The sequence below is a fragment of the Candidatus Planktophila versatilis genome (assembly GCF_002288345.1).
Taxonomy (GTDB): domain Bacteria; phylum Actinomycetota; class Actinomycetes; order Nanopelagicales; family Nanopelagicaceae; genus Planktophila; species Planktophila versatilis_A.
Window position 1 is genome coordinate 111,137 of record NZ_CP016781.1, and the last position, 14,369, is coordinate 125,505.

Here is a 14,369-nt window from a genome sequence, read left to right on the forward strand (position 1 = left end):
CACAGAGTTAAGGGGGTGCACCTCTAACCTTTATCCACCATGGCTTCAGGAATCATCTATTTGGCAATCATCGGGATGTGGGTTGCCTATTTTCTGCCCCGGTGGGTCCACAATAAAAATGAATTTTCTGGAAAAAGCGTCGAACGTTACAAGAGCGCGCTACGAGTCGTAGCTAGCACTACACCAGGTGCCCAAATTGGAACTGGGGCCATTTACACAGATGTTGATCGTGCCGGACGAGTTGCGCAGCAACTTATGCGTCGCAGAATTGTTTTCTTCATTATTTCGACAACACTCATACTCACGACGGTAGGTGCAATCATGCAAACATTCACATATGTAGCAATCGCTGTTCCAGCAACAGCCCTAGTTCTATACATCGCACATGTGCGACGTCAAACATATAGAGAACAGATTCAACGACGCCGCGTTGATCAACTACATAAGCGAACCGAAGGCGTCTCACACACAAATCTTGCCGAGGTACTAACTAATAGGACAACAGAAGTTCATGTATCAAAAGAACACTGGATTCCATTTGCTGAACGTGAGTTAACGGGCGTTACCGTGCTACCTAAAGGAACGGCGCAATCACGTTCTGAGTGGCAACCCAATGAGGTTCCTGTTCCAACATATGTGAACGCGCCAAAGGCCATTACACCCAAGCGCATTATTGATCTCACAGAACCTGGCAAGTGGACAGATGAGCAAGAACGTCTAGAACGCGAAGCTTTAGCAGCAGCTGCTCCTTCACGAGATGAGATATTTGATCAGCAATTGGCCGATGAAGCGGTGCAGCGACTTCGCGAGATCCGCGCTGCAAACGAATAACTGAATTAAATCCAGCTAGGAAACCACATCCTGGCCTGCCAAGCATCGTAGGTAATGACTTCACCTAGATAAATTGGCAAAAAGTAGACGAAGTTAAGGAAAATCAGAATAAATAAGGCTGCCACCATCACTTCACCTCTTACCTTAAAGGTGGCAAGGATTGAGCGAACGGCAAATACCAGTGCCAAAATTACAAATGGTTCGAAGATAATTGCATAAAAGGTAAAGACTGTTCGCTCTTGAAAGAAGAACCAAGGCAAATAACCGGCTGCTAATCCGGTGATAATTACTGTTATTGCTGGGTCAAAATGGCGGGTGAAAAATGAACGCACCCAGAGACCGATAATGAATGAGATGGCAGCAATACCTAGCCACCATAAGAGTGGTGTGCCGAGTGCAATTATTTCTTGCGAACATGATTTCGCACCACATCCTTTGGGTGACTCATAGAAAAACGATGTGGGTCTGCCCATGAATAACCAACTCCATGGATTAGCTTCGTAGACATGTTTTTCTGTAAGCCCAGTATGAAAGCCCAACATCTGTTGGTGGTAGTAAATAAATGAATTAAGAATATTTGTTGAGTGATCTCTGGCCCAGCCACGGTTACTGACAAACCAACCTGACCATGAAGTGAGATAAACACCAATAGGTATTGCCCCGAATTGGACAATACGTTGTGCGGTTGGCTTGACCAAACTTTTTCCGGTGTGATGCGAGAAAGCTCGATAGAAAGCGATAAGCCCAAAGGCGATAATGAAATAGAGCGCACTCCATTTTGTAGCGAGGGCTAAACCAAGTATCAGACCCGTCCACCAATATTGTTTAGTAATAAAGAAATATGTGGCAAGGAGAATAAAAAAGGTGAGGAAATTATCGAGCAGTGATGTGCGGGAATGAACTAGTGCCAATCCATCAAGTGCCATCAACGCACTAGCAAGGCCAGTAAGGAGTGGATCTCTAAATAACTTATGTGCAACGAGAGCAATAACGAGAATAAGTAGCGAGCCAACTACTGCGGTGGCAATTCTCCAGCCAAAAGGATTATCACCAAAGACTTTAATTCCGCCGGCAATCATCCATTTACCCAGTGGGGGATGCACGATAAATTCTGGCTTAGCGCCGGAAACTTCTACCCCGTATTTCAGTAGATCACGAGCACCATCGACGTAGTAGACCTCATCGAAGATGAAGCTCTTTATCGAACCAAGATTCATCACTCGAAGCACGAGTGAGATAAGCGCAATTACTATGGGAGCAATCGCTGCAATCATAAGCAGAGAATATGGGAGTATTCGCATATGGCACTAGTTCTTGCTGCAACTCCACTGGGAAACCCCCTTGATGCAAGCGCACGCCTGAAAATGGCAATTGAATCAGCCGAGATTATTGCCGCCGAAGACTCACGCCGTTTTCATCGATTGGCATCAGATCTCGGAGTCACCTTTACGGCGCGGATCATCTCTTTCTTTGAAGGAAATGAAAGTGATCGCACCCAAGAAATTCTCACGCTATTACGTGAAGGTAAAGAAGTATTGGTAGTTACCGATGCTGGAATGCCAACAATTAGCGACCCAGGATTTCGTCTTATGCGAGATGCCATTGCCGAAAAGTTACCGACCATTGTTATTCCGGGACCAAGTGCTCCCACCATGGCTATTGCACTCTCTGGGCTACCAACAGATCGCTTCACCTTTGAGGGCTTCGCACCTCGCGCACACGGTGCACGTACTTCATTCTATGAATCCCTTCGTTTTGAAGAACGCACGATGGTGATCTTTGAAGCACCGCATCGCTTACATGAATCACTAGTAGATGCTTCCTCGATATTGGGTGCTGATAGAGCTGCCGCAATATGTCGGGAAATGACAAAGACATACGAAGAAACAATTAGAGGACCGCTTTCAGAACTTATTGCGTGGGCCGCAGGCCGCGAAGTTCTGGGCGAAATTACACTTGTGATTGCTGGAGTTGCCGCAGGTTCAGAAGTGCGCACAGCAGATGATGCCGTTGCCCGAGTTCGTGAATATGAAGTGGCCGGGATGGACCGCAAGGGAGCAATTGCCACCGTTGCCGAAGAATTCTCGATTCCGAAGAAGATCGTTTATGCAGCGGTAGTCGATGCGAATAAGATGAGCAGATGAAGTCTTTCTACCTGACAACGCCTATTTACTATGTAAATGATGCGCCACATATTGGCCATGCATATACAACGGTTGCCGGCGATGTCCTTACTCGTTGGCATCGTCAACGTGGTGAGTCAGTCTGGTTCTTAACCGGAACAGATGAGCACGGCCAGAAAGTCATGCGCACTGCCGAACAAAACAACGTTGCCCCGCAAGCCTGGGTAGATAAATTAGTCGCCGATGCGTGGAAGCCCAATTGGCAAGCGCTTAATATCGCAAACGATGACTTTATTCGCACAACTGAGACACGACATACAGAACGCGTGCAGAAGTTCCTGCAATCCTTAAAAGATTCCGGACATATCTATGCTGGAAAATATGAAGGCCCATACTGCGTTGGCTGTGAAGAATTTAAACTACCAGGTGATCTCATCGATAGCGACGGTGAAAAACTCTGCCCGATTCATAGCAAGCCAATTGAGCTAGTCAATGAAAATAACTGGTTCTTCAAACTCTCTGATTTTACCCAGCCACTGCTGGATCACTACAAGAAAAACCCAGAAGCTTGCCAGCCAGAAAGTGCTCGCAATGAAGTTCTTTCATTTCTTGAAGGCGGAGTCTCTGATCTTTCAATCTCTCGCTCCACTTTCGACTGGGGAATTCCAGTTCCCTGGGACACAGATCAAGTTGTCTATGTTTGGTTTGATGCACTCCTTAACTACGCAACAGCGGTAGGGCTTACCGACGCACCTGATTCAGAAGGTGGCAAGAAATTTGCTGCTACCTGGCCGGCAGATGTGCACCTAGTTGGAAAAGATATTTTGCGCTTCCATGCTGTGATTTGGCCGGCAATGCTGATGGCTGCCGGAATTGATATACCTAAGAAGGTCTTTGCTCACGGTTGGTTACTTGTTGGTGGCGAGAAGATGAGTAAGTCAAAACTCACCGGTATTGCTCCTTCAGACATTACTGACCATTTTGGTGTCGATGCATTTCGCTACTACTTCCTACGCGCTATTCCATTTGGCAGCGATGGGTCATTTTCTTGGGAAGATATGAGCGCCCGTTACACATCTGAACTTGCAAATGACTTTGGAAACCTGGCATCAAGACTTGCTGCCATGATTGAAAAGTATTGTGGTGGCACCGTGCCAGCAGTTGCCCACGATGCCGGGCTTGAGCAAGCTCTAAAAGAAACGGTCGAGAAGGCTGATGCAGCGATGGTGGCACTTGATTTCCAGGGTGGAATTAACGCCATCATGGATTACTGCAAGCGAGTCAATGGTTTTGTTACCGAGAAAGAGCCGTGGATTCTTGCGAAAGATCCCGCTAATCAGGGCGAACTCGAAGCAATTCTTTATAACACCGCTGAATCTTTACGCGCACTTGCCATCTTGTTACACCCAGTAATGCCGGCAACCACACAAATTTTGTGGGAATCACTCGGTACCCAAGCAGCACTTGGTGAAATTGGTAAGCAAGAGATTTCACAGGTTGCAACATGGGGACAACTTCCACAAGGTGCAATAGTGACTAAGACCCCGGTTCTCTTTCCACGGTTAGAAGTTAAAGAGTAATTTTTTATGGCAGATCGCCACAACCGAGATATTGAGCGCAAGCAAGCTCCACTTCCAGAGCCACTTCCAGTTCCCACCGTTGATGCACATGCACACCTTGAGATTGTTACTAATGACGCAGCTGACTCTGAAGCTGTGCGGACGATTTTAGATGAGGCTAAATCAGTAAATGTTGATCGTGTTGTTCAGGTGGGATATTCAGCAGAACAATCTCAGTGGTGTGTTGATTTGGCCAATCACTATCCGGGAAGAGTTTTGGCAGCTGTTGCGCTACATCCCAATGAAGCGCCCGTAGTTAAAGATTTAGAACACGACTGGGCCATCATTGAAAAACTTGCCCAAGAACCACGCGTGCGCGCTATCGGTGAGACGGGGTTAGATTATTTCCGAACTCCACCAGAGCTACAGAAGCGGCAACAAGAATCCTTTAAATGGCATATCGAACTAGCGAAGAAGACCAAGAAGGCGCTGGTTATCCACGATCGTGACTCTCATGAAGATGTCTTATCGGTATTACTCGAAGTGGGCGCTCCGGAAAAGACTGTCTTTCATTGCTTTTCAGGTGATGTGGCAATGGCAAAGATCTGTATTGAGCGCGGTTATATCCTCTCCTTTGCCGGCACCATGACATTTAAGAATGCACCGGAGCTACGAGAAGCGGTGAAGTTAGTTCCACACGATCAACTCCTTGTGGAAACAGATTCTCCTTTCTTAGCGCCAACTCCACACCGAGGTGCACTAAATACCCCAGCACAAATTGCAAATATTGTCCGGGCGATGGCGGCAGAGCGTAATGATGATGTGGCCGAGCTTGCTGCAGCGCTCTCGGTTAATGCAGAGCGCATATTTGGAAGCTTTGTATGAGCCTGCTTGGTGCTTCCGAGATTCGTGAGTTAGCAGCCGCTCTTGATATCAAACCTTCAAAGTCGCTGGGGCAGAACTTTGTTCATGATGGCAATGTGTGTCGAAAGATTGTGCGAACTGCTGGGCTTACATCAAGTGATATCGCGCTAGAAATTGGACCAGGTCTTGGCTCACTCACACTGGCGATGTTGGAAGAAGCGCAATCAGTGTTTGCGGTGGAAATTGATGCTCGGCTAGCAGGTCAACTTCCGGCAACCGCTGCCAAACATTCCGAGCGTGCAGAACTGCTGACTGTTATTAATCAAGATGCGCTCACGCTAAAGAGCCTGCCAGTTGCACCCACAGTTTTGATTGCGAACTTGCCATATAACGTTTCGGTGCCAGTCTTCTTGCACCTGCTCGAGATATTTCCTTCACTACGAAGTGGTGTGGTGATGGTGCAAGCAGAAGTTGCCGATCGACTTGCCGCAAAACCAAATTCAAAGGAGTATGGAATTCCTAGCGTGAAGGCGGCCTGGTGGGCTGATGTCACTGGCGCTGGTTCGGTATCGCGTTCCATCTTTTGGCCACAACCTAATGTTGATTCAAAGTTAGTTGCCTTTGTTCGTCGCCCAACACCAGGAGATGAAGAACTTCGCAAGAAGGTATTTACCATCATCGATTTGGCATTTGCGCAACGACGAAAAATGTTGCGCTCAGCTCTTTCCTCACGCTTTGGCGGCTCTGCAGCTGCCGAATCTCACCTAACCGCTGCCGGAATAGATCCAACACTTCGCGGTGAGGCACTTGATATCAACGCCTTCTGCGCAATTGCGAAACAAGGGTAGAGTTTTAACGTGGGCAATAATTCAGTAACCGTTCGGGTACCGGCCAAAGTGAATCTGCAACTATCTGTTGGTCCTCGCGAATCTGATGGTTTCCACAATCTTGTCTCTGTCTTTCAAGCGATATCCATCTTTGATGATGTCACTGTCTCAAAAAGTCATGCGGGTAGTGGTGTCACGATCTCTGTCACAGGCGAGCACACCCATGGGGTTCCAGAGGACCATTCAAATTTGGCCGTGAAAGCGGCGTTGTTGGTGGGAAGTAAGTTTGATTTTGCTGTTGATGTGCATATAGAAGTTAAGAAATCCATTCCTGTTGCCGGGGGAATGGCAGGTGGCAGCGCTGATGCGGCAGCAACTCTGATTGCGATGGATTCACTCTTTCAATTAGAGATGTCTCGGGAGGAGCTACACGCAATGGGCTGCGAACTTGGAAGTGATGTGCCATTTATGATCTCTGGTGGAACTGCAATTGGGCAAGGTCGCGGAGATCAACTTACCGCCGCACTTTCTCGCGGTACCTATCACTGGGTATTAGCACTTTCTAGCGTTGGTTTATCAACTCCGGCTGTCTATACCGAATGCGATCGCATGCGTTCGGAGTTAGATATTGCAGCGCCACAAGTATCAGATGTGCTGATGCAATCATTGTTGGCAGCAGATGCCGAAGGTGTGGGCAAAGCGCTCACAAATGATTTACAGAATGCGGCTTGCTCATTGCGTCCAGCGCTCAGTCTGGTGCTTGAAGTAGGTCGCGATTACGGCGCACTGGGAGCAATAGTTTCTGGTTCAGGGCCCACCGTTGCATTCTTAGTAGCTGATGAAGATGCCGGGTTAGATTTAGCTGTGGCGCTGACGGCAAGTGGTGTTGTTGGAAGTGTGACTCGAGCACATGGTCCGGTACATGGTGCCAAAATAATTTAGTAGTTTTGTTATTCAACCGCGCTATCTAATTTAGAGACCAATGAACTAAGTAAATCAGCGAGCTGCTCACGATCTTTCCCAGTGAGTTCCTTGAGTAATTTACGTTCGTTACTGAGTAACTCTTCCATCGCCGCATCTACTGCGCGGATTCCAGATTTTGTCAGCGTCACCAGCGATCCTCGACCATCGCTGGGATCTGGTTGGCGGGTAATGAGTTCTAAATCTTCTAGGTGATTCAAACGATTTGTCATGGTGCCACTCGTCACCATTGTTTCTTGCATGAGCTGTCCTGGTGAAAGTTGGTAAGGAGCTCCAGCGCGACGAAGTGCCGCCAATACATCGAAGCCCCAATTCTCAAGTTCGCCAAATGCATCTCTGCGGGCGATATCCAGGTGTCGCGAAATTCGGGTGATGCGGCTTAATACCGAAAGGGGAGTGAGGTCCAAGTCGGGGCGTTCGTGCTTCCACGCCGCAATGAGGCGGTCGACTTCATCGCGTTGCTCCATAAGAAGTGAGTTTAGTGGTCGCGAGCACTACCGAATATAAGGGAGAATATAGGTTCCGCCATTGTGTAGTGGCTAGCACATGGGCCTTTGAAGCCCAGGGTCCAGGATCGATACCTGGTGGCGGAGCAAGTAGACTTACTGCATGAACCTAGAAACCGTAGTGATTCTCGCTGCGGGAGAAGGAACGCGTATGAAGTCTGCTACGCCTAAAGTTCTTCATTCAATTTCTGGTCGCACACTCGTTGGTCACGTATTGCACGCAGTCAGTGGCCTGTCGGCTAAGCAAGTTCGTGTCGTTGTTGGTGCGGGCCGGGAAAAAGTAGAAGCACACATCGCAGAGATTGCTCCACATGCAGTTACTGTCTTTCAAGAAAAACGTGGCGGCACCGGCCATGCAACACAATTAGCACTCGTTGGCTTAAAGCCAACTGGCACGATTTTGATTCTCGCTGGGGATACCCCGTTGCTGACAAGCACTTCTCTTACGCACTTACTTGAGCATCATCATGCAGGTGGATTTACCGCCTCTGTTATGACTGCGCTACATCCAGATCCAACAGGTTATGGCCGAATCATTCGAGGCGATGATGACTCTTTGGCTCGCATCGTGGAAGAACGTGATGCCGATGAGAGCGAAAAAGAAATTATTGAAGTTAACTCTGGCGTGTATGCATTTGATGCGGCAAAGCTAGCGGGCGCAATCGGAAAACTTAAAACAGAGAATTCCCAAGGCGAGCTCTATCTGACCGACGTCATTGAAATTCTGCGCCATGAAGGCGGCACCATTGCACCAGTCCTGATTGATGACTTTTTTGAGATTCTCGGTGTTAACGACCGCGTGCAGCTTGCTGAATCTGCTGCGCTTTTGCGCGATCGCATCAACGAAGATCTCATGCGTGAAGGCGTCACTATCGTTGATCCCTTAAACACGTGGGTGGATTCCACAGCCAAGATTGAAAGAGATGTCATCCTCATGCCTGGTACTGCAATTACTGGCACAACAACGGTGGCAAGTGGGGCCGTGGTTGGCCCACGTTCAACTCTTCACAATTGCACAGTGGGTGCAAGTGCTCACGTACTTGAATCACATTGCACGGAAGCGATTATCGGTGCATCAGTCAATGTCGGGCCATTTACATTCTTGCGCGCTGGAACCAAATTACTTACCGGCTCTAAAGCTGGCGCTTTTGTCGAAATGAAGAATGTAACTCTGGGCGAGGGCTCTAAAGTTCCGCACCTTTCTTATGTCGGAGATGCCGTGATTGGCGAGGGCAGCAATATCGGTGCGGCCACGATTTTTGTGAACTATGACGGCGTGGAAAAGCATTACACCGTGGTGGGCGACCACGTTCGGATCGGAAGCGATTCGATGTTAGTTGCGCCCGTGACAATCGGAGATGGCGCATATACCGCCGCCGGCTCTGTCATTACCGAAGATGTTCCTCCCGGCGCGATTGGCGTTGGCAGAGCAAAGCAGAGAAATGTAATAGGTTGGGTACTGCGTAAGCGCCCCGGTACAAAATCTGCTGAGGCGGCATCGCGCCACAGTAGCGACGAGCAGAAAGGCTAACTTCCTTGAGCGAAATCCGATTGTCCTCAGAGAAAAAACTTCGTCTCTTTTCAGGCCGCGGATTCCCAGAATTATCAGAGCAAGTTGCGCAAGAGTTAGGCATTCCACTCACACCGACTTCAGCTTATGACTTTGCTAATGGTGAAATTTTTGTTCGCTTTGAAGAATCAGTTCGCGGCTGTGATGCATTTGTAATTCAGTCACACTCGACCCCAATCAATAAACAAATCATGGAACAACTCATCATGATTGATGCCCTCAAGCGCGCCTCAGCAAAGCGCATCACCGTAGTCGCACCTTTTTATGCATATGCTCGTCAGGATAAGAAGAGCAGAGGTCGCGAACCGATAACCGCGCGCCTCATGGCCGATCTATTTAAGACAGCTGGCGCCGACCGCCTTATGGTTGTCGATCTTCATACTTCACAAATTCAAGGTTTCTTTGACGGACCAGTAGATCACCTCTTTGCACTACCAATGCTGGCAAATTATGTCGGCAGCAAAGTTGACCGCTCGATGCTCACCATCGTTTCACCAGACTCAGGCCGTGTTCGCGTTGCAGAACGTTGGTCAGAACTTCTTGGCGGCTGCCCCATCGCGTTTATTCATAAGACACGCGATCCGCTTGTTCCTAATGAGGCAGTTGTCGGAAAAGTTGTTGGAGATGTCACAGGGCGCACCTGCGTTGTTATCGATGACATGATTGATACCGCCGGAACAATTACCAAGGCAGTAGACGCACTCTTTGAAGGCGGCGCAAAAGATGTCATCGTGGCAGCAACACATGCAGTCTTTTCCGGCCCGGCAGTTGATCGTCTGAAGGAATCACGAGCAGTCGAGATAGTCGTGACAGACTCACTTCCGCTCTCTGAGGACCAGAAATTCGACAAGCTCACAATTCTCTCCATCGCCCCCCTCTTGGCTCGCGCAATCCGCGAGGTCTTCGAAGATGGCTCAGTAACCAGCCTTTTTGACGGACATAGCTAACTCACGCTAATCTTCACCTTGTTCCGGCGAGGGTGAAATTTATCCGTGATCGACGGCGTAGGCATCAACTCCTGCTGGAACTTCGCAACATAAAGAAGTATCTATTAGAGGAGCTTTAACATGGCAGAAGTATCAATCAAGGGAACTACACGTACTGAATTCGGCAAGGGTGCATCACGTCGCGCACGCGTTTCAGGTCTAGTCCCAGCTGTTATCTACGGCCATGGCGAGAAGCCAGTTCACATCACTCTTCCAGCACGCGAACTCGGTGTTGCACTCAAAGAGTCAAATGTACTTCTTAATATTGATATTGATGGAAAGACAGAGCTCACCCTGCCAAAGTCGATTGTTCGCCATCCACTCAAGCAGATCCTTGAGCACATCGATCTCGTACTAGTGCGCCGCGGTGAGAAGGTTACTGTTGCCGTTCCTGTTCACACTGAAGGTAAGCATGATCCAGATGGCATCCTTGAGCACCAGCACAACTCAATTGAAATTGAAGCGGAAGCAACATCGATTCCTAAGTTCCTTGTTCTTGATATTGAAGGAATGACAGCCGGAACTTCAAAGTACGCATCCGATGTAGTACTGCCTGCGGGAACCACGCTAGTGAGCCCAGCGAACACAATTATTGTTCACTTGTCAGAGCGCTCAACAATCGTTGAAGAAGTTGCAGTTGTGGCACCTGCCGCCGATGATGCTGCTGCTGCGGCACCTGCCGCAGATGCAGAGAAGAAGGACTAATAACCTCTACGATTTCATGTTATGACGTGGTTGGTAGTGGGGCTCGGTAACCCGGGCGATGAATACGCTGCCACCCGTCACAATGTGGGTCAGATGGTTATTGACCATCTTCTTAAACGTCACAATCTAAAACTCTCATCACATAAATCTCGTTGCGAGATAGCTGCCTTTAAGTTAGGCGTTGGTATTGATTCCCACTCAATCATTTTGGCTAAGTCCAAAAGCTATATGAATGAAACTGGCGGCCCGGTTAAAGCGCTCGCCTCTTTCTACTCAGTAGAACCAGAGAAAATCATTGTTCTCCATGATGAGTTAGATATTGGCTATGCTGCAATTCGAGCAAAGCTTGCCGGCGGCGATAACGGCCACAACGGATTGAAATCTCTCACATCTTCTTTTGGCACGGCAGAGTATTTCCGTATTCGACTTGGAATTGGTCGCCCCATGGGTGAACAAGATCCAGCAGATTTTGTGCTCAAGCAATTTAGTAAAGAAGAGAAGAAATCACTCGAGGAATTTATTGATCGAGGCTCGGACTGTGTTGAGTTCTTGATTGAAAAAGGACTTGATTTAACTCAAAGTAAATTCAACAGCTAATCAGCCGGTATTGCGAAGTCCCGCTGCAACACCGTTGATTGTGAGTAGTAGTGCACGGATCAAAGCTGGGTCGGCCTGCTCGCCTTGTTCGCGCACACGGTTAAGAAGTGTGACCTGCAGAAGTTGAAGTGGAGCAAGATAGGTATCGCGGACCTGCAGTGTGCGAGCCAAGACCGGTTGGTCTCCCAGCAATGACGTCTTGCCGGTCAGGGTGAGAATCTCGGCAACGGTGAGTTCAAACTCTGCAGTGATTAAATCTAGGAAGTGATGTAGCTCAGATGGAACAAGGGTTTGTACGTAATGCTTTGCCGTAACAAGATCAGTCTTAGCAAGAGTCATCTCAACATTGCTAATAAATGTTGCGAAGAAGTGCCACTCTAAAAGCATCTGTTTAAGCACATCGGACTTCCCAGCTTCACGAGCAGCTTTTAACCCCGAGCCCACACCAAACCAGCCAGGAACAATCTGACGAGATTGGGTCCAACCAAATACCCATGGAATAGCACGCAGTGAATCAAGACCACCGGCTGCATCAGGTCGACGCGACGGACGAGATCCAAGGAAGAGATTTCCAAGTTGTTCAACCGGAGTTGAGGCATAGAAGTAGGCCGGAAGATCTGGGTGATCAACGAGTGCACGGTAGCGAGTGAAGGAGTTGTCACTTACTAAGTTCATGCAGTCATTCCATTTTTGCAAATCTTCAGCGCTCTGTCGCGGCCCGCGATTAAGAATTGTTGCCTCTAGTGATGCGGCCAAAGTGAGTTCGACATTCTCGCGCGCAAGAGCTGGCAGTGAGTACTTATCTGAAATAACTTCACCTTGTTCGGTCATCTTGATTTGGCCATCAACTGAACCCCAAGGAAGGGCAATTAGTGCGTCATATGTCGGCCCGCCACCGCGACCGACCGAACCACCACGACCATGGAATAGACGAAGCTTCACGCCGTGCTTGACTGCAACGTCGCGCAGCATGCGCTGTGCACGGTGAATCTCCCACTGCGATGTTGCGATTCCGGCATCTTTATTTGAATCTGAGTATCCGAGCATTACTTCCTGCACATCACCTCGAAGTGCGACCAGGGTGCGATAGGTAGGGTTAGCTAACAACTTCTCCAGAATTTCACCTGCTGCGCGCAGCTCTGCCACTGTTTCAAGAAGTGGTGCGAATCCAATCTTGGCAATCTTCTTATCAATATCAACAAGCCCAGCTTGCTTACCGAGAACAGTTGCGGCGATGAGATCATCAGCACCCTTTGTCATCGAGACGATGTAGGTTTCAATGACTTCGGAGCCAAAGCGCTCAATCAGATCTGCAATCGCCACAAAGGTATTGAGTGTCTTCGCACCCGCTGCATCGAGCTTTGTGGCATCAAGGGGAACGGAAGATGCTAGCTGGGCAATGAGAATTGGGAACTTTTCTTCATGTGAAAGTTCTGCATATTTCCCACTGATCATCTGCTGCAGTGCCTTGTGATGAGCATCAGAATGCTCGCGAATATCAAGGGTTGCATGGGTCAGACCAAAGGCAGCTACTGTGCGAATGGTGCGTTCAAGTAAGCCAGTTGCAAGAAGTTCACCGCGATGAGCAAAGAGTGAGTCGCGCATCAGCGTGAGATCTGCCAGAAGTTCTGCAGTGTTCTTGTAATCGCGACCTGGTACATGTGGACCACGCACGGCATGACGCTGGCGAGTAAAGGCAAGGCGATGAACAATTGCGGTGGCCTTGAGTCGGTATGGCTCTTGCACGTTTAGGCGCAAAAATCGCTCTTCAAATTCTGGAATATTCTTTAAATCTTTTTCAACAGATGCGCTTAGTTCAGGTGTAGCACCTGCAATGCGGGTAGAAACTGAGAGCATCTGGCGCAGCTTGTTCATTGCCGCAATCGTGGTTCTAATTGCATGGCCGACCTGAAGCACCACAGCGTCTTCGGTAATTGCAGGTGTGATATTTGGGTTTCCATCACGGTCACCGCCAATCCAGGTTCCAAATGTTAAAGGTCTGGATGTCACAGGTAATTCAATTCCAATTCGCTTTAATTCGCGGGCGAAGTCGTTGAGAACTTCAGGAACCGTGGAGGTGGCAAGGTCATCGAGGTAATACAAGGCGTTCATCGCTTCATCGAGTGGCTCTGGGCGATCTAGTCGCAACTCATCTGTCTGCCAAAGTAGATCAACAGTTTCAGCTAAACGCTCATCTTGCGTAACACTTGCGGGGGTATCAAGAAGTGAAGCGATTTCACCCAATTTACTTAAGACAGAACGGCGAGCAGCTTCAGTGGGGTGTGCGGTAAAAACTGGTCGCACATCTAATTCACTAATCCACTTAACGAGATCTTCGTGAGAAATTTCGTGACCTGCAACAGGATTTGCAATTGCATCTTCAATCTTGTCGATTGCGCGTGTAATCCAAGAACCGCCTTCGGCGCGAACTTCGGCTAGAACTCGCGAGCGGTGAACTTGCTCTGCCACATTTGCCAAGTTGAAGTAAGTGCTAAATGCACGTACTAACTGAACGGAATCTTCGACGGAGAGTTTTTCCAGAATTTCAACGCCGCCACCTTCGCGAACACTCTTTCGAACGCTTTCAACAAGTTCAAGCAGCTCGGGGCCTTCCTGGCGAACTAAGGACTGACCTAAGAGATCTCCCAAATGGCGGACATCGGCGCGAAGAGTGGCATCATCTGATGCAACCAAGCTCTTGGCTGTGTCCGTTGATTTGGTGGTCATTGGAGAATTCTCACATACATCTAGTCATCGCTAGACTGTAATTACTAGCCCCCCTTCTTTTTGAAGAGGGGCCTTGCGGCGTTTTGCCGGCAA

Annotated in this window: 13 protein-coding genes and 1 tRNA gene; 11 read left to right on the forward strand and 3 right to left on the reverse strand. The window is 48.7% G+C overall.

What is annotated here, in order from left to right; genetic code table 11:
* The first annotated feature begins 39 nt into the window (after nt 1-39).
* A complete protein-coding gene (locus A1sIIB142_RS00545; RefSeq protein ID WP_095693244.1) occupies nt 40-831 on the forward strand; it encodes a 6TM ABC transporter family protein in 792 nt (263 codons plus the stop codon).
* Between the two features lie 5 nt (nt 832-836).
* Here the strand turns inward: A1sIIB142_RS00545 and A1sIIB142_RS00550 are convergent, their stop codons facing one another.
* The gene (locus tag A1sIIB142_RS00550) at nt 837-2,105 is read right to left on the reverse strand and encodes a dolichyl-phosphate-mannose--protein mannosyltransferase (RefSeq protein ID WP_095694110.1); all 1,269 of its coding nucleotides are present in this window, start codon (nt 2,103-2,105) and stop codon (nt 837-839) included.
* Nucleotides 2,106-2,132: 27 nt separating this feature from the next.
* On the opposite strand from A1sIIB142_RS00550, the gene rsmI reads away from it, so the two are divergent.
* Genes rsmI through A1sIIB142_RS00575 form a run of 5 tightly spaced genes read left to right on the forward strand, consistent with a single transcriptional unit; the run spans nt 2,133 to nt 7,146 of the window.
* The gene (gene rsmI / locus A1sIIB142_RS00555; RefSeq protein ID WP_095693245.1) at nt 2,133-2,975 is read left to right on the forward strand and encodes a 16S rRNA (cytidine(1402)-2'-O)-methyltransferase; all 843 of its coding nucleotides are present in this window, start codon (nt 2,133-2,135) and stop codon (nt 2,973-2,975) included.
* Nucleotides 2,972-4,534 (forward strand): methionine--tRNA ligase, encoded by a 1,563-nt coding sequence (gene metG / locus A1sIIB142_RS00560; protein ID WP_095693246.1) that lies wholly within the window; start codon nt 2,972-2,974, stop codon nt 4,532-4,534. Before rsmI ends, metG begins: the two co-directional genes overlap by 4 nt.
* 6 nt (nt 4,535-4,540) lie before the next feature.
* On the forward strand, nt 4,541-5,398 hold the full coding sequence (locus A1sIIB142_RS00565) for a TatD family hydrolase (RefSeq protein ID WP_095693247.1): 858 nt from the start codon (nt 4,541-4,543) through the stop codon (nt 5,396-5,398).
* Nucleotides 5,395-6,225 carry a 16S rRNA (adenine(1518)-N(6)/adenine(1519)-N(6))-dimethyltransferase RsmA gene (gene rsmA / locus A1sIIB142_RS00570; RefSeq protein ID WP_095693248.1) on the forward strand — a complete coding sequence of 277 codons (831 nt, stop codon included), beginning with the start codon at nt 5,395-5,397 and terminating at the stop codon, nt 6,223-6,225. Before A1sIIB142_RS00565 ends, rsmA begins: the two co-directional genes overlap by 4 nt.
* Nucleotides 6,226-6,234: 9 nt before the next feature.
* Nucleotides 6,235-7,146, forward strand: a complete 912-nt coding sequence (locus A1sIIB142_RS00575; protein WP_095693249.1) for a 4-(cytidine 5'-diphospho)-2-C-methyl-D-erythritol kinase — start codon at nt 6,235-6,237, stop codon at nt 7,144-7,146.
* An 8-nt stretch (nt 7,147-7,154) separates the two neighbouring features.
* Here A1sIIB142_RS00575 and A1sIIB142_RS00580 read toward each other — a convergent pair whose 3' ends face one another.
* Nucleotides 7,155-7,652 (reverse strand): MarR family winged helix-turn-helix transcriptional regulator, encoded by a 498-nt coding sequence (locus A1sIIB142_RS00580; protein WP_095693250.1) that lies wholly within the window; start codon nt 7,650-7,652, stop codon nt 7,155-7,157.
* A 54-nt stretch (nt 7,653-7,706) separates the two neighbouring features.
* On the opposite strand from A1sIIB142_RS00580, the gene A1sIIB142_RS00585 reads away from it, so the two are divergent.
* From A1sIIB142_RS00585 to pth, 5 genes are all read left to right on the forward strand, one after another.
* Nucleotides 7,707-7,778, forward strand: a tRNA-Gln gene (locus A1sIIB142_RS00585).
* A gap of 16 nt (nt 7,779-7,794) precedes the next feature.
* Entirely contained in the window at nt 7,795-9,222 is a 1,428-nt protein-coding gene (gene glmU / locus A1sIIB142_RS00590) for a bifunctional UDP-N-acetylglucosamine diphosphorylase/glucosamine-1-phosphate N-acetyltransferase GlmU (RefSeq protein WP_095693251.1), read from the forward strand.
* A gap of 5 nt (nt 9,223-9,227) precedes the next feature.
* Nucleotides 9,228-10,208 (forward strand): ribose-phosphate diphosphokinase, encoded by a 981-nt coding sequence (locus A1sIIB142_RS00595; protein ID WP_095674316.1) that lies wholly within the window; start codon nt 9,228-9,230, stop codon nt 10,206-10,208.
* Between the two features lie 120 nt (nt 10,209-10,328).
* Nucleotides 10,329-10,952: a 50S ribosomal protein L25/general stress protein Ctc gene (locus tag A1sIIB142_RS00600; protein WP_095693252.1), complete on the forward strand. Its 624-nt coding sequence runs from the start codon at nt 10,329-10,331 to the stop codon at nt 10,950-10,952.
* A gap of 21 nt (nt 10,953-10,973) precedes the next feature.
* Nucleotides 10,974-11,549, forward strand: a complete 576-nt coding sequence (gene pth / locus A1sIIB142_RS00605; protein ID WP_095693253.1) for an aminoacyl-tRNA hydrolase — start codon at nt 10,974-10,976, stop codon at nt 11,547-11,549.
* On the opposite strand, the gene ppc is transcribed toward pth, so the two are convergent.
* A complete protein-coding gene (gene ppc, locus A1sIIB142_RS00610) occupies nt 11,550-14,276 on the reverse strand; it encodes a phosphoenolpyruvate carboxylase (RefSeq protein ID WP_095693254.1) in 2,727 nt (908 codons plus the stop codon). It lies immediately after the preceding gene.
* Nucleotides 14,277-14,369 lie beyond the last annotated feature (93 nt).